The organism is Enterobacter sp. UPMP2060 (genome assembly GCF_053709655.1).
Genome location: NZ_JBSKJQ010000001.1, coordinates 802297 through 818280 on the forward strand (window position 1 = coordinate 802297; position 15984 = coordinate 818280).

Sequence of the window (15984 nt, forward strand, 5' to 3'; positions counted from 1 at the left end):
GTTGAAGTCAGGCAGGGACGGGAAGGGCGATGTTATGGTATACCGGCCAGCTAAAGCAGAAGCGCGCGCCGCCGAGCTCGCTCTCTTCGCAATGCACCGTGCCGCCCATCGCCTGCGCGATAGAATAAACAATCGCCAGCCCCAGGCCGCATCCGCCGGTGGCGCGATCGCGACTGGGGTCGAGGCGGACAAACGGTTCAAACACGGTTTCTCGCGCTTCCGGGGCAATCCCCGGACCGTCATCCTCCACCGTCAGGCTGGCCTGATTGCCCTCCAAATCCAGCCCAATCTGTAGCGTGCTTTCGCTGTAGCGCATGGCGTTGTTCATCAGATTGTCCAGCACGCGCTCCATCAGGCGCATATCGAGCGCGCCGTAATCACCCGGCGTGACGCGCGTTAACAGCGTGCGCTGCGGGTTCACGCTCTGAACGTCATCGATGTGGGTTTGCAGCCAGACAGGCAGGTCCGGCGTGCTGAGGTTCAGTTCGTTTTGCGGACGATCGAGGCGCGCGTAGGTCAGCAGCTCCTCGATCAGCGCCTCAAGCTGGCCGATATCGCGGTTAAGCGCCTGAGACTCCGCTTCCGTCAGATTCTCGCTCATCTCCAGACGATAGCGCAGGCGAACCAGCGGCGTGCGCAGCTCGTGCGCAATCCCGTCGATCAGCTGCTTTTTACTGGCGATCAGGGCATTGATGTTATCGGCCATCTGGTTAAAGGCCACGCCCAGACGTTCAAAACTGGAACCGCTGTCGAAGTGAATGCGTTCGGTAAAATGCCCTTCGCCAAAACGCTGCGCGGCGGATTCCAGCTTTAGCATGTCCTGCCAGTGCGGGCGCATCCAGATAAAGACCGGAAACGCGAGCGAAATGGCGATAAAGGCCATCAGCGCCATGTCCAGCAGGCGCATCTGGTGCAGATAATAGAGATAGGGTACCGGCCCGACGGCCAGCACGTAATGGCTGCGCGGAATGCGCTGGATAAAGGTGTATTTCTCATCCAGCGCGACGATGTCCCCGTCGCGCAGACGCTGCATGGCGGGTGGGTCCAGCTCAAAATCTTTTAACGGCTCGATGCGTAAATCGAATGACAGGTTCAGATCCAGCTCTTTGAGGGTTTTCGCCCAGTCGTGCGGCGGGATCTCTCTCAGCTCGCTGCGCATCAGATAGAGCGAGCTTTTCATCAAATCGTCCAGCGACTGCCTGCCCGCACGTTCGGCGGTGAATTTATAGACCAGCCCGACCAGCATGGTCATGACCAGGAAGCAGACAAACAGCAAAAGATAAAACTGCACAAACAGCTTTTTCATTAAATATCACCGGGAAATCAAGTAATTAACTACTTTGTTTTTACCTTCAGGGGCACCATAGGGGCATTTGCATATCCGCCAAAGCGCTGATTCAAAAATGATACCTGATCGCTATCAAGAGCATTTATCCACGCAGAGTATACATGGAAGTCCATCTCTGCATTCTCATGACCCATCTGATTCGCTATAAAAGCAGGATTAGCACCTGCCGACAACATCCGATGGGTACCTTAGGGGCACTGCCCGTAAGTTCCTTTTGAGATCGCAAAGCCTCCAGAGCCGGCTCCAGTAACTTTATCGTCCGGTATCCAGCTTCGGTTTTGGGTGGTCCAAACTATCCTTCCTGAGTTCGATTGCGTGCAATGGTAGCTTCGCCGGAATTAAGATCGATATCTTCCCAGGCAAGAGCACAAAGCTCACCGGACCGAACGCCAGTGGCCGAGGATTTGTCGCAGGATGGCCAGATAATAATCTACTGTTCTAACGGCGCGGCCAGTTTTATTTCTCCTCTTTTCGGGCGCATAGTTAGTCTTGCCAGTCAGTAATTCCTTTCTCCAGCCCAGAATGTCGCTGTTGGTGATGGATGCAATCTATAGCTAAATATGATCGACAGTAGTCTGGCTAATGATTATGAAAAAGAAAGATGAATGTATATTTTTTGTTTATTTATATATTTTATTTTGTTAAAAATTCATTTCCGCATTGTTCTTTATTTCTAGTAGTGATTTGCATGGGCTTAATAAACTCTAACAAAAAGTCTTTTCAAAAAAAGACAGATAATCCAAAGTTGGATTGTCAGTGTTTTTATGGTTTAAAAATGTATTGAGGGCAAGTGGGGGTTATGGATAATAGGCCTCGGGAAATGGCAGTGATGTTTATTTTTATGTGTGAACTGTTGTTTCCCTCGAGAAGTAACTGATTAATACGACTTTTAATTGAAATTAATGGAAGTTAATAGCACCGTATTGAATCTTAATGTGAATCTGGATTTCAATTCCACTTATTCTTTTACAGGAACAGAAATCTATTTGAATATTGTAATTTTATAGACTGGGAAAACCATGTTAAACAAAAAGATTAAGTCAACGCTGGCTGTTGCGATTATTGCAGCAGGAATTAATATTGCTTTCGCTGAGAGCGTCGATGTGAAAGTAATTGGTACTATCATTCCCGCAGCCTGTACTCCAGCTCTGTCCGGTGGTGGTGTTGTTGATTACGGCAACATCAAAGCTAGTACTTTGTCTGCCGATGATTATACAACCCTACCAGGAAAAGAAATTGATTTTTCTATTACTTGTGATGCTCTCGCAAAAGTTGCAATTAACGCTGTTAATGATCGTCCCGGTACAATGGCAGGCGTAACTGAGGGCTACAACGGTGCCGCCGGTACACCGGTACCACTATTTGGTGGCGGCGTAATGGGCGTTGGTCTCGGACTTGATGGAACTGCCAAAATTGGAGGGTACGCCATTCAATTTGATCCTGAAAAAATGACTGTGGACGGTGGTTCTGTTGATGGTATTAAAAACGGCGGAGCAGGTTCAGACTCTTGGACTGCCTCATCAGGCTTTCCATTTAGTAATGCTCCTCGCTATCTTTCATGGGCTAAGACTGGCGAGCTTGCGCCTGTTGCTTTTAAAGTTCTGGCTGGAAAACTGGCGGTGGAAGCTTATATTAATAAAGCATCAGAATTAGATCTTACCCATGCAGTTCATCTTGATGGCCAGACTACATTAGAAGTTATATACCTGTAATACCATCCGGTGTTATATAGGCGATAATCCCCCGTAGTTTCGCGGGGGATTTAACTTTCGACACTGGATGTCCCATTTAAATTAAAAGGTTCTTAAACAATGAAACTCACCTCAATTAATAAATTTGGGGCGACTGCTCTCGCGTTGATATCAACTTTTGCCCATGCTACTGGCGTGGTTCCTGAGACGTCTGTTGTAGTTGTGGAACAAAACGACGGTGAGGGAAGTATTAATGTCACCAATACCGAAGGTTATCCAGTCTTATTGCTCAGTACATTACACAATATTCAGGAGGACAAATCTTCACTATTGACGATAACGCCTCCGGCAGCACGCATTGAGGCGGGAAAAAGCCAGCGCGTGCGCTTTCTGTTGACGGATAACAAGCCGCTAACGACTGAGCATCTGATGCGAGTCACGTTTGAAGGGATTCCTCCGCAGAAGAAAGATCAAAAATTGTTCGCATGAGCGTGCGTCAGAATCTTCCCGTTCTCATTCGTCCTGCCGACCTGCCAAGAGATGAAGCTCCGTGGAAACGTCTTGTCTGGAAACAGTCAGGTAACACATTGACGGTAACAAATCCTTCACCCTACGTGGTGCGAATGGGCCAAGGGGTTACGACATTGCCAAATAAAACCAACTGGACGATGAATGGTACATACGTTCTCCCAGGCCAAACCCGTACGCTTCAGGTCGATGGCGGCAAAAGCACAGGTATCGCTACCCAGGTCCGTATTTCGCCTGCCACCACTTGGGGTTACACCGTAGAAAGTTACGACGCAGCTTTGACACGCTAACAGGAATTCCAATTGATTATTTCAGTACGTCGCATTCGTAAAGGTATGCCTGTGCGATCTGCTCTTTCATTAGCAGTCTTCGCTGCAATTACTCTCCCGACAATGGTGAAAGCGGCTGACACCGCATCAGATGACGATAGCATTCAGTTCGATGTGCAAGCGATGAAAGCACGAGGTGTTGATCCTAAGCTAGCCGATATGTTTGCTCATGCGCCACGTTTCATGCCGGGTGTAACCCCTGTTAAATTGACGATTAATGGAGCAGAACGCGGCAAAGTTACGGCTCGTTTTGATGATAATGGTCAACTATGCGCTGATCCTGATTTTCTTAAAAAAGCGGGTATAGGCATACCTGAAAATTACGACAAAGGATCTGACTGTTTCGATCTGAAAACGATCTGGCCTTCGGCTGTTGTCACTCTTGATCCGGGTGAGGCGGCGGTCGTGCTTGTTGTTCCGCAACAGGCAATTGTTTCTTCCACTGATCCATCTGTTGGTAACTGGACGCATGATGGTACTGCCGGTGTGCTTAATTACGATGCGCAATATATGTCTTCTTCCAACACGGATTATGCGCAAATCGACAGCGAAGCGGGCTTTAATGTGCGTGACTGGATTTTTCGTAGTCGCCAGAATTTTTCACGCTTCAATGGTGAAAATGTCTCGCAGCATTCAGCAGCGTATGCGCAGAAAACCTTGGCGGAACGAAAACAAGTTTTGCAGACAGGCCAAATTTCCTTATCAAACTCTATGTTTGGTACGGGACAGGTTTGGGGGGCCCAGATTTTCCCAGAAACTGCGTTACAAAACTCAAAACGCGGTGCTGGGCTTGTTCAAGGTATTGCCGATTCTCAGTCGGTAGTCGAAGTTCGTCAGTCCGGCGCGCTTGTCTACAGCACAACCGTCCCGGCGGGTCCGTTCAAGCTTGATGGTTTTTCGTTGTTGAATACGCGTACTGACCTGGATGTCACCCTCACAGGACAAAATGGGGATAAACGGCAGTTTACCGTGCCGGCTACAACTTTTTTGCGTAATGGCCCGGCAATTACCCCTGGGTTTTCATTTGGCGCAGGCAAGCTAGATCAGCAAGGCAGTGATACTTCTCCCGTTGTTGGCACCGCAGCCACTGGATGGCTGCTCAACGAACGTACCACTGTGAATGCTGGGATCCTGGGTTCTAATCTTTATAAAGCTATAGCGTCAAGTCTTGACATGCAGCCATCTGCGGGAACGCAATTGTCGACACAGCTTACAGGTGCCCAAGATACGCATCACAGTGAAACAGGTATTTCTCTGGCCACGTCACTATCCCAACAACTAACGGAAAGAGTGGGAGTAAGCCTTAATCTGACCCAACAGACCAAAGGTTATCGTGAACTGAGCGATGCAGTGCAAAATGATCCGCTGGATATGCAGGACAATATTCGGAATCAGTATGGATTGGGAGTTAATTGGTCTCAAGAAACGCTAGGCAGTCTATCTGCCTCATGGTCGCGCTCAACCAGCTTCAATAGTGAAAACTCAAACTATCTAAGTGGTAGCTGGAGTCGTCAGATTATGAAGGCATATCTTAGCGTAAGCGTGGAAAGTAACACCGGCAATGACAATGGTGATAATCGCCTCTACGCCAACATAATCATCCCATTTGGAAGTCGAAGCGTCAGCTCATATTACAACAATTCTAATTCAGGTGCGCGAGCTGGTGTTCGCTATAGCGATCGTTCGTCCCAAGATCGTGGTTGGAGTATCTCAAGCGATAAAGACTTCCGTAATAACAGTACCACTTATGGCGCTTCGATGGATGGCGTTACGCCATACAGCCAATTGAGCGGCAGCGTAAGTCAGGAAAGCGGCGTAGACACCACATGGTCAGGCCGTGCAAGCGGGAGCATTGTTGCACATAACCACGGCGTAACAGTTTCTCCATACCGCGTTGGGGACACCTTTGGTATTGCCAAAGTTGGAGATCAAGGTGGAGTGCGGATTGAAACGCCAGCCGGCCCAACATGGACTGATGGTCGCGGTTACGCAGTCATACCCTCCATTAGTGGATATCGCAAATCTACCATTGAAGTGGATACCAGAAGCCTTGATAAAAATATCGATATAGCTAACTCCTGGCAAGAAACAGAAGCCGCCCGTGGTTCGGTTAGCTATGTCAATTTTGATGTGGTACGTACCCGACGCGTACTTGTATCTCTGAAAGATGCTTCAGGAAAACCAATTCAGCATGGTTCGAGTGTATTTGATAACAAAGGCAATTTCGTAACCATCGCTGGGGATAACGGAGCAGTATTCATTCCTGATATTCAGGAAAACATGCAATACGACGTTCAGTCATCTGGCGTAACGCAATGCCGCTTTTCTCCAAAGTTGCCTTCGAAAGCAGCCCCTAACGAACTTTATGAAACTGCCAACGCAATATGCAATTGAGGAAATATTAATGAAAGTCACATTTTTAACCGTGCTTTTATCTCTGGCTACGTTTACGAGCTTGGCGGGGCAACATGCCTTAACTCCAGAAACTATGCCGCAGCCGTTGGTTCCGGATGCTCGCTGCCAGATAACCAGCAGCACCACTGACCTTGACTATGGCGCCAAATCCCGCTGGGAAATGCAGGACATTAGCGATCGCAGCCAGTCAGTAACACTGGGCAAGCGCCGGGTATCGCTGTCGGTAGTTTGTCCGTATACCCATAACATGAGCATCAAGGTCATGGGCGATCGTAACGTACACGGCGGTTTCCGTTACGGGGAGTCGGGTGAAGTGCAGGTACGAATCGTACAGGCGCAACTTGATGGCCTTGATGTGCAAGTTGGGCTCAGCATGCCGTCGGGAAGTCTAGTGGGGTCTCCTAAGGATTCGCTGGCGCTGTTACCAGAACAGACATTTTCTGCTGTAAGGGGTAATCAGGCCGTGCAGGGGAAGGCTTTCATTGTACTGCTGGAAATTCAGCCCGTGTTAACTGACACAGGAGCCAGAGTATCGAGTCGACAAACCAACACATCCAATATTTCGTTCGAGTTAGTTGATTAGTGCCTTAACGTCCGGGTTTTACCCCCCTCATACATCAAGGAAATGATATGAATACTTTCAGGCGATCACTCCTGTCGAGGAGTACTCTCCTTGCTATCTCAACCGGGGCGATATCTGCTTCGTCACTTGCTGCAACTCCATGGAGCGAAACGGCAGGGGCAGTTTTAGATGTTACTAGTTCCTACAGCAGTAACGTCGCAAAGGATTATCCTTTATATGCAGAAGGAGCGAATAGTGTCCTGCAGACTACAAGTCCGTTCCTGAACTTTGTCTCGACAGGTAATAACTTGTTTACCGCCTACGCAAAGAATGGCGGCTCTATCAATGTGAACCAAGGGATTTTGAGCAGTAACGGAAACCTAGCCCATACTGTGAATCTGGTTGGCGGCAACCTGAACATGACTGGCGGCGTTATTAACGCTGCCGGGACTAACAGCTATGGTGTTAATGGTTCAAATGAAGCACAAGCATCAATTAAAGATCTGACAATTAATGCGAGTGGCGGAGGGGGAGGGGGCGTAACACTCTCAGCAGGCAAGCTTGTTGCAAGCAATGTAAATATTGTCGCTTCTGGTGCGGGGAGTCAGGGAATATCATTAGCCTATTCTACATTTGGAACTGCAAATGCTGAACTCGATAACGTTGATATTAAGCTTCTTGGCGCGGGTACTAAAGCAGGGATTATGCTGGGCAATGGTACAGTAACAGGGCAGAAAGTTACGATTACCTCATCAGATGATAACCGAGGGATCGACGTTTACAATGCTGGGGGGGCAAATATAGGAACCCTGATGCTCACCGACAGCAAAATAACCAGTGAACATGGTGATGCTGTTTATATCCTTGGTGGTAATGTCACTCTTAAAAACACTGAAATCGAAACAAACGACGGTCAGGGTGTTAATGTCAATCGCTACAGTACCTTCAATATGGATGGGGGGAGTATTTCTTCCACGGGTGATTACGCCGACGGGATCTGGGTTGGCGGGGAAGATGCGGTTGTTAACGTAGATAAAGCCACTATAACAACTAAAGGCGTAAATGCTCACGCCGTAGACGCACAATTCGGCACCACAAACCTCAAGGATTTGTTATTAACGTCTACCGGCAAATTCAGTTCAGGGATCTACAGTTCCTCTCAGGTAAATGGTGAAAACCTGATTATCAACACCGAAGGGGTGAATGCCCATGGAATCAACGCCTCATTAGGTGGCGTGGTCGATATCAAAAACGTCGAACTCAGTACCAAAGGTGCCAACGCGGTGGGGCTGCTATCTAACGCAGGTTCAACGATTAAGGCAGATAACCTCCAGTTGATGACCTCATCTAATGATGCGCACGCGCTGTGGGTCCGCAGCGGTACAGCCAACATCAGTAATTCAACCTTAACCACTACCGGTACAAACAGCTGGGGCATCGTGGCTACGGCGGCATCTGCTGGCGCTGGCAGCTCCATTAGCATGGATAACGTTAGACTGGATGCGCAAAAAAGCACTGCAATTGAGACTTTAGGTGCGCCATTGGATCTAAATCTTCAAAACGGCACGCAAGTGACGGGGGGCAATGGAATCCTGCTTGATAGTCTTGCAGGTAATACCACTGATCCGCTGTACAGCGGCAATGTAAGCCTAAAGGCTACGGGCGATGTCGTTTTAACAGGAGATATTCGGACCAGCACGGCTAATTTGGTGGATGTTGCTTTAGCAAAAAATTCTAGTCTTACAGGTAAAATTTCTGCCATTCGCTCATTGTCGTTAGATAGTAGCAGCCTTTGGAACATGACAGGAGATTCGTCATTTGGCAATTTAAGTCAAGACGGTATTGTTAATTTTACCCATACCGGAAGCGCTTTTAGCACCCTGACTTTAGACAATCTCAGCGGTAAGGGCGGATTCAATATGAATACCGACCTGGCCAGTATGGTAGGCGACCTTATCGTAGTAAAAGGCGATACTAGCGGTAGTCATGCTTTGGATATTGTTAACAGCGGCCGCGAACCGGTACAGGACAATCGCGCTCTTACGGTGGTGGCAACTCAAGGCGGTGACGCTCAATTTACGCTGAATGGAGGTGCGGTTGATGCTGGCACGTATGAATACGGGCTTGAACATCGCGGTAATGACTGGGTGCTAGCGCAGAAGCAGAGTATCCCGCCAAGTCCGGATCCAAATCCAGCGCCTAAGCCAGATCCAACTCCGAAACCGGAACCAAAACCTGTTTCAAACCCTATTTTGACACCAACTGCAAAATCGGCTCTAAACATGTTCAACGCTCTTCCAGCAGCATGGTATGGCGAGTTATCAACGCTGCGCCAGCGTATGGGCGAAGTTCGAGAAGGTTATGGTAGCGGTGGTGCTTGGATTCGCCTTATTGGTAATGAAAGCCACGTTCAGCCACGTGATGATTCAACCTATAAACAAACCCAGTCAGGTTTTACTGTTGGTATTGACAGTCCACACGAGTTGGAAAATGGACAAAATTTGACAGGTCTTTTGATGGGCTACAGTCAGAGCAAAATGGATCTGGATAATAATAGCAATGGAACAATTAACAGCTTCTTTGTAGGTGGATATAGCACATGGCTGCTTCAAGATGGCTGGTACATTGACACTGTTGCCAAAGCAAACAACTTTAGCAGTCATGCAGAAGTTCGTATGAGTAATGGAGTGAGAACTAAAGGTGGTTTTAATACTCCAGGGTTTGGTCTGTCGTTAGAAGGTGGTCGCCAAATCAAGTTGGATGATGGCTGGTTCGTTGAACCATCGCTTCAGTTGTCAGCACTATGGATTGATGCTGCTGCATACGATTACAGCAACGGTCTACATACTGAAAGCAAAAGTTCTTCTGCTCAGCAGGCGGGGATGAATGGTGTATTGGGACGCACTCTTGAATTGGATAATGGTATGAAACTACAGCCGTGGATTCGTGCTGCAGTCATTCAGGAGTTCTCTGACCATAATACAGTCCGCATAAATGGTAATCACTTCAATAATGATATGTCTGGAACTCGGACTGAATACGGTGCAGGTTTATCTGCACAAATTACCCCGTTTGTACAAATATACGCAGATGCGAGTTATTCTTACAGCGATAAATCCGAGTCACCTCTGAGGGGGAGCTTGGGTTCCCGCTGGACTTTTTAAAATAAGCGCAGGACTAATAGTCCTGCGCAACTCATTGTACTGTTTGTAATAATGATGTTGAAAAGTAGGGGTGTTTTAAAAAAATAATCGTTACTTATATAGATAGGCATTTGCAAGTGTTAATTAAAGTCATCATAAAGACATACAATTAAAATTAAAAGAAACTATAAGATGAGTAAGTCACTTTCAACTTTGTTTAGATGGTAAATACTTTCATGAACGATGTCTTTTTATTCCGCAATATAAAGCTGCACTAAGATTATAGAATTAGGTTGATGATAATTTCTCAATCAGAATGATTATTAGATACTATCGACTCCGATAGCTCATGGCGTAGACGAGTGTAATGTATTTATATTCGTGGATATATATTGGTTAATAGAGGGATTAATATGTATGATATCAACAAGGTGGCAGTTAACGCTCAATGCATGGATCGCATTCAAGAGCTTTTTTCATCTTTAAAATTATTTACCGGAATAAAAAATGGCAAAGAGTCACAAAGATTCTGCCTTGATAAGGATGGGCGTAGGATATGTTTTTTATTATACAGCGGAACCTGTCTAGTGAAAAGAAACCAAGACTCGTTGGTATTATCAACAATTACGGCACCCGGGATTATTGGCCTGCATGATATCTTTCATGCGAAATCAGATGTGATTATTTCAACAGTTGGTGATATTCAATATGGTATGGCTTTAGTTGATGAATTATTCAGCTATATTGGCAAGAATCTATTATGGGAAAACATGGCATATATGCTAATGATTTCATCAACACGTTTTATCGAATATCAATATGAAAATGTTGGCATCAGTAATTATGAGTTAATATGCAATTTCCTAACATCTCTTAATAATGAGAGTTTCGAGATAAGAGCAACTACTACTGCTTTAGAATATATTCAGGACAGGACTTCACTTTCTCGAAGTGGAATAATGAAAACATTATCTTCACTTAGGAAGGGAGGTTATATTGTTATTAAAAAAGGGCTCTTAATTAAGATAAATATGCTTCCAAAGAAATTCTAAAAATATCTCCAGAATAATATCAAATGCAAGCATCAATTTTTCTTATAATTTAATTGATAATGAAATTTCTAATGCGGATATTATAGTTAGGTCTGTTGCAAATGGGGAACTGCATCTATGCCAAAACATTCTTTACAATCGTCCAGAGAATTGTTTGATTATAATGTTTTGTGAAGATGAAGTTTTACATGATGCTGCTAAACGTTCTCTATGTTTAACGAACACGATATTATTGAGCATGCATGTGCCCCCCAAAATTAGAGCTACTTATTGATACTCAGATTAAATCTGCGTTTTTAGCGAAACGAAGTCCAGGAAAATATGAATACAACAAATGCAAATGTAACTGGCTTACTGAAAGTGAACGTGCATTATTAAGCGAATTTTATGAAGAGCATTCAATTGCAAGTATTTCTGAGGCAATGAACATTAATATTAAGACAGTGTATACCCACAGAAGAAATCTGATGCAAAAATATGGGTTGAAAGGCATCCTCGATCTATGCATATTCACGGGTATTTATCAAAGTAGATATGGTTTTTCACCTATAAAAAATCCTCGTTCAGTAAGGTCTAGGTGTTCTTGAATTCTAAAACATTAAAATTAATGCTTATAGCATTTCTCTTGACTACGTGGATGCTTTTCGAGGCCATCTTTGATGGAGATAACATGCCTCTATATATCTACATGAAATAATCTTAATATTTTTTATGCATATATTCTACTGGGTGACTATACTATTAAGTAGGATACTTATAAGGGATATTATGATGAAAACTCCAATACCTGTTTCGAATCTTAAACCTACTGAATACATTCAGGATATTTTGAATATTTTAGAAATCAATTACCCCGTTAAAAATGCACCAGCTAAAACACGATTTAAAGCAATTAAAAACGGTAAGCCAATGTGTTTCTTTTTATTTAGCGGCTCATGCGTAGTTTCCCGCGCGGAAGATACATTAGTCATCTCAACTTTAAATGCGCCAAATATTATTGGCATAAATGAAATTATTCCCTTTAAACTTGACTTTATCATCGAGGCAAGTACAGATATTAAATACCTCCAGGTTCCATTAGATGAATTTCTAACTTTTACTGAAGCGAATCTTCTTTGGAAAAGTGTTTCTTTTGTTTTAATGTACGTATCCTCAAGATTGTATGAAAATCTTAGAAATTATACCGGATTATCTACCTACAAAATTATCTGTAATCAGTTGTATGCACTGAATAATGAAAGCTTCGATGTCAGAGCTACTACACCTGCAGTGGTGTATATCCAAAGAAGAACTTTTTTATCCCGTAGCGGTATTATGAAAATTTTGTCAGATCTAAACGCAGGGGGTTATATTTCCATCAATAAGGGGTTGTTGATTAAAATCAATATGTTGCCGGAGAAGTATTGAAGCGATTAATTATGGATGTCTCTATTTTCCCAAGAATTTTCATTCATAACCGGAATGAAATTTCTGCGTGTATTGAACTGAAGAACGATTCGGCCACCGCATTATCCTGGCAGTTGCCACGCCGGCTCATACTGGATGCGAGGTTATTGGCCCGACAGAAGCGCTGCCAGACGTCGCTGCCGTACTGGCTGCCCTCGGCTGAGTGCACAACAACCTCGCCGTGCCAGTTCGCATGAGAGGGTCGGCTTCATCGACCAGCCCACCAAGTTACGGGCGAAGAGGTCGATAACCACCGCCAGATACAGCCAGCCCTGCCAGGCCCGGATATACGTGATGTCGGTGACCCAGACCTGATTGATCTGGACAACGGTAAACTGCCGTTGCACGCTATTAGGGGCAACCACTGAAGGTCGGCCGGCGATACGCCGTGGCGCTTTATAGCCATGAACGGCTTTAATCCGGTTCAGTTGCATAACACGGCCCACCCGCTTTTTGCCGAAGGTTCCCCCGATTTCGTTCAGATTGCCATGAACCCGCCGGTAACGGTATACGCCTCGACTCAGTGAATATGAATCACGGATAAGCGTCAGCAGACGCTGGTTATATTTATCACGCGCCGAGACCGGGTTGTGCAGCCACGCGTAGAACCCGGCCTGGGCGACATTCAGTACCCGACACATCGACATCACACCCCATACAGTGCGGTGCTCATTGATAAAGCAGTACTTGGTCAGTCCAGAGGTGTCCAACGATTTTATGATTTTGGAACAAGTGCATGATGATGGCAGTGAGTAAGGTGGTAAAGAGGGGGCCGCTAAATCGGATGGTGCTACACAAAATAGGGAAATTTTGAGGGCATTTTGAAAGAAGGGACATCGATAGGGGCACCAAAAAGGCCTTAAACTTCCGTAGATGTCCGTTAAATGTTTCGATATAACTCATTGAAATTAATATGAATATTCATTTTTCAATGAATTGCAAATTTCTGCACACTAAAACTGCACAAACAGCTTTTCATTGAATCTCACCAAAAAAACGCTATATGCAGAATATACATAAAAACCCGTCGATATTTTCATGTCTGTGAAACGTGTTACATGGCAATCGCGCTGTTTTTTAACTTGGCGATGAGTGTTTCCGTTACGGCCAGTCCTTCCGCAATGTGCATATCAATCACATCGGTACCGAATTCGTTAATTAAATCCAGAAGTATTTCGTAAGTCTGGATGAGCTCAAGGATATCAAAGAGCGCTTTTTGATCGGGGCGCGAGGGAGAAGGATGGTTAAGCGCGGCCTGATTAGCAATCCATTCCAGATTGGTTTTGATGGCTTCTACCTGACTGTAGCTATACATATTTCATGGGCTTAAATCCTCATTTCAAGATTTTATGGGAGAGGTATCGTGAGAGCTTCACGGTGAAAAAAGAGTCTGCATGTCGCCGGGGCAGTGCTGGCTGTAGAAAGGATGGATGAAGATTTAAGTATGGGATAGTTCGCGTGCTTAGCAAGTTAATTGTTGCGCAAACGTAAAAATAAACGCGCGAAAGAGAGGGCATTGCTGCGTAATACCTTCATTTCGCGCACGTTATACTAGCCAGGTAACGGAATCAGGTTTCCCAGGCGTGCGGAGCAAACAGATAACCCTTGTTACGCACGGTTTTAATGCGGTAGGGCTCGGTAGCGTTATCCTGCAGCTTTTTGCGCAGGCGCGAAATCGCCACGTCAACGCTGCGGTCCATTCCGTCATAGCTCACGCCACGCAGGTTTTTCAGCAGCGCGTCGCGGTCCATGATTTGCCCGGCGTGCGTTGCCAGCTCCCACAGCAGGTCAAAGTCTGCGGTGGAGAGGGCAATAAGCTCGCCGGAGAGCAGCACCTGGCGGTTAATGGGGTCAATAGACAGCGTACCGAAGCGCATCGCTTTGTGCGGCGTCAGAGACGGCGCGGGCGCTTCGCGTTCGATGCTGGCGTGCTGGCGCAAATGCAGGCGCAGGCGGGCAAGCAGGACGGCAGGCGGTGTGGTTTTCAGAATGTAGTCATTGGCGCCCATCTCCAGCGACAAAATGTGGTTCATATCGCTGTCCAGTGAGGTGAGCAGGACGATAGGACCCTCCCACCGGGCGCGCAGGTCACGGCAGAGCGTCATGCCGTCTTTGCCTGGCAACATAATATCCAGCAGTACCAGATCCGGGTTTTCACGGACGACCACCTCTTCGGCACGATCGCCGCGAGGTTCAACAATGACGTCCATATCATGTTTACCCAGATAGGCGGCGATCAGTTGCCCGACCTCGGGTTCGTCTTCAACATAAACAATCTTATTCATACAGCGTCTGTTTTCGTGAAAAAAGCCAACATACACCGCGGAACCTTAACCTTCCATTAATCTTTCAAAATTAACGCCGGTTCCGTTATTCTGGCTCATATTGTTACTTGATTGTTATAGGGAAAAGTATGGGGCTGGTAATCAAAGCCGCACTGGGCGCGCTGGTGGTGTTACTGATTGGCATTCTGGCAAAAACGAAAAACTACTACATTGCCGGGCTAATCCCGCTGTTTCCGACCTTTGCGCTAATTGCCCACTATATCGTGGCTTCTGAGCGGGGTACGGAAGCGTTACGCACGACCATCGTGTTTGGCATGTGGTCTATCATTCCGTATTTTCTCTACCTGCTTTCGCTGTGGTATTTCACCGGTTTTCTGCGTCTTCCCCTGGCGCTGAGCGGGGCGGTGGTCTGCTGGGGACTCAGCGCCTGGGTGCTAATTTTCTTCTGGAGCCGTTTTCACTAGCGCAGCGGGCGGCCGCCGTCCACGGCAAAGGTTCTGCCCGTGACGTAGCAGCTGGTGAGCAGGTAATCCACAAGGTCGATCACCTCTTTCTCGCCCGGCGCGATTTTCATGAGCGACTTATTCAGCGCCTGCTGGCGATACTCCGCATCATCGTTTTCGTTAAACAAAATCATCGCCGGGGCGATGGCGTTTACCTTCACCTCGGGCGCGAGCTTGCGGGCGAACGAGCGCGTCATATTATCCAGTGCGGCTTTACTGGCCGCGTAGGCGATGTGCTTGTCGCTGCCGCGCTCAACTACATAATCGGTGAAGTGAATAATATCGCCGGCCGCGTGCCCATGGCCGCGCAGCAGATCCTGCAGAGCGTGGTTAAGCAGATAAGGGGCATTGACGTGGATCTGCAGCATGGCGGAGAGCGTTTCGCTGAGTGACGTACCGGGTTTTTCGGCACGCCATGCGCTGGCGTTATGGATCACGGCGCGCAGTCCCGTCGTGGTGGCTTTTACCTTTTCCGCGAAAGCCAGAATGCCTTCATCGGTCGAAAAATCAGCCTGAATGCAGACCGCCCCGGCTTTGCGTAACCCTTCAATCGACGGGTATTCCGTACGGTAGCTGACAATGACCGGATGGCGAAGGTTGAGAAAGTGATGGGCGAGGGCGAGGCCGATACGGCGGCCTCCACCGGTAATCAGTATTGGGCGAAGCGGTGCATTTCCCATCG

General features: G+C 46.7%; 14 protein-coding genes and 1 pseudogene. 10 read left to right on the forward strand and 5 right to left on the reverse strand.

Features of this window, described 5'->3' with window-relative positions; translation table 11 throughout:
• Positions 1-7: 7 nt before the first annotated feature.
• The gene (gene rstB / locus ACWKXN_RS03975; protein WP_240608415.1) at positions 8-1306 is read right to left on the reverse strand and encodes a two-component system sensor histidine kinase RstB; all 1299 of its coding nucleotides are present in this window, start codon (positions 1304-1306) and stop codon (positions 8-10) included.
• 1061 nt (positions 1307-2367) lie between these two features.
• On the opposite strand from rstB, the gene ACWKXN_RS03980 reads away from it, so the two are divergent.
• The 9 genes from ACWKXN_RS03980 to ACWKXN_RS04020 all read left to right on the forward strand — a co-directional run bounded on the left by ACWKXN_RS03980 (position 2368) and on the right by ACWKXN_RS04020 (position 12475).
• On the forward strand, positions 2368-3060 hold the full coding sequence (locus ACWKXN_RS03980; protein WP_454543335.1) for a DUF1120 domain-containing protein: 693 nt from the start codon (positions 2368-2370) through the stop codon (positions 3058-3060).
• Positions 3061-3159: 99 nt separating this feature from the next.
• Entirely contained in the window at positions 3160-3528 is a 369-nt protein-coding gene (locus ACWKXN_RS03985) for a fimbria/pilus periplasmic chaperone (RefSeq protein WP_454543336.1), read from the forward strand.
• Positions 3529-3662: 134 nt separating this feature from the next.
• Positions 3663-3857: a hypothetical protein gene (locus ACWKXN_RS03990; RefSeq protein ID WP_454543443.1), complete on the forward strand. Its 195-nt coding sequence runs from the start codon at positions 3663-3665 to the stop codon at positions 3855-3857.
• A gap of 12 nt (positions 3858-3869) precedes the next feature.
• Positions 3870-6290, forward strand: coding sequence for a fimbria/pilus outer membrane usher protein (locus ACWKXN_RS03995; protein WP_454543337.1), 2421 nt, complete (start codon positions 3870-3872; stop codon positions 6288-6290).
• 10 nt (positions 6291-6300) lie between these two features.
• The gene (locus ACWKXN_RS04000) at positions 6301-6894 is read left to right on the forward strand and encodes a DUF1120 domain-containing protein (RefSeq protein ID WP_182931882.1); all 594 of its coding nucleotides are present in this window, start codon (positions 6301-6303) and stop codon (positions 6892-6894) included.
• 47 nt (positions 6895-6941) lie between these two features.
• Positions 6942-10037: an autotransporter outer membrane beta-barrel domain-containing protein gene (locus ACWKXN_RS04005; protein WP_454543338.1), complete on the forward strand. Its 3096-nt coding sequence runs from the start codon at positions 6942-6944 to the stop codon at positions 10035-10037.
• A gap of 392 nt (positions 10038-10429) precedes the next feature.
• Positions 10430-11068: a helix-turn-helix domain-containing protein gene (locus tag ACWKXN_RS04010; protein ID WP_454543339.1), complete on the forward strand. Its 639-nt coding sequence runs from the start codon at positions 10430-10432 to the stop codon at positions 11066-11068.
• Between the two features lie 242 nt (positions 11069-11310).
• A complete protein-coding gene (locus ACWKXN_RS04015; RefSeq protein ID WP_454543340.1) occupies positions 11311-11655 on the forward strand; it encodes a helix-turn-helix domain-containing protein in 345 nt (114 codons plus the stop codon).
• Between the two features lie 181 nt (positions 11656-11836).
• On the forward strand, positions 11837-12475 hold the full coding sequence (locus tag ACWKXN_RS04020; protein WP_454543341.1) for a helix-turn-helix domain-containing protein: 639 nt from the start codon (positions 11837-11839) through the stop codon (positions 12473-12475).
• Between the two features lie 61 nt (positions 12476-12536).
• Here ACWKXN_RS04020 and ACWKXN_RS04025 read toward each other — a convergent pair.
• From ACWKXN_RS04025 to rstA, 3 genes and pseudogenes are all read right to left on the reverse strand, one after another.
• Positions 12537-13203: pseudogene (locus ACWKXN_RS04025) on the reverse strand (IS3 family transposase); the annotation flags it as partial.
• Positions 13204-13568: 365 nt separating this feature from the next.
• Positions 13569-13829 (reverse strand): hypothetical protein, encoded by a 261-nt coding sequence (locus ACWKXN_RS04030; protein WP_048980408.1) that lies wholly within the window; start codon positions 13827-13829, stop codon positions 13569-13571.
• A gap of 253 nt (positions 13830-14082) precedes the next feature.
• Entirely contained in the window at positions 14083-14799 is a 717-nt protein-coding gene (gene rstA / locus ACWKXN_RS04035; RefSeq protein ID WP_021241154.1) for a two-component system response regulator RstA, read from the reverse strand.
• A gap of 128 nt (positions 14800-14927) precedes the next feature.
• On the opposite strand from rstA, the gene ACWKXN_RS04040 reads away from it, so the two are divergent.
• On the forward strand, positions 14928-15263 hold the full coding sequence (locus ACWKXN_RS04040; RefSeq protein ID WP_028017326.1) for a GlpM family protein: 336 nt from the start codon (positions 14928-14930) through the stop codon (positions 15261-15263).
• Here the strand turns inward: ACWKXN_RS04040 and folM are convergent.
• Entirely contained in the window at positions 15260-15982 is a 723-nt protein-coding gene (folM, locus tag ACWKXN_RS04045) for a dihydromonapterin reductase (RefSeq protein ID WP_033145346.1), read from the reverse strand. The genes ACWKXN_RS04040 and folM overlap by 4 nt on opposite strands.
• Positions 15983-15984: the final 2 nt, after the last annotated feature.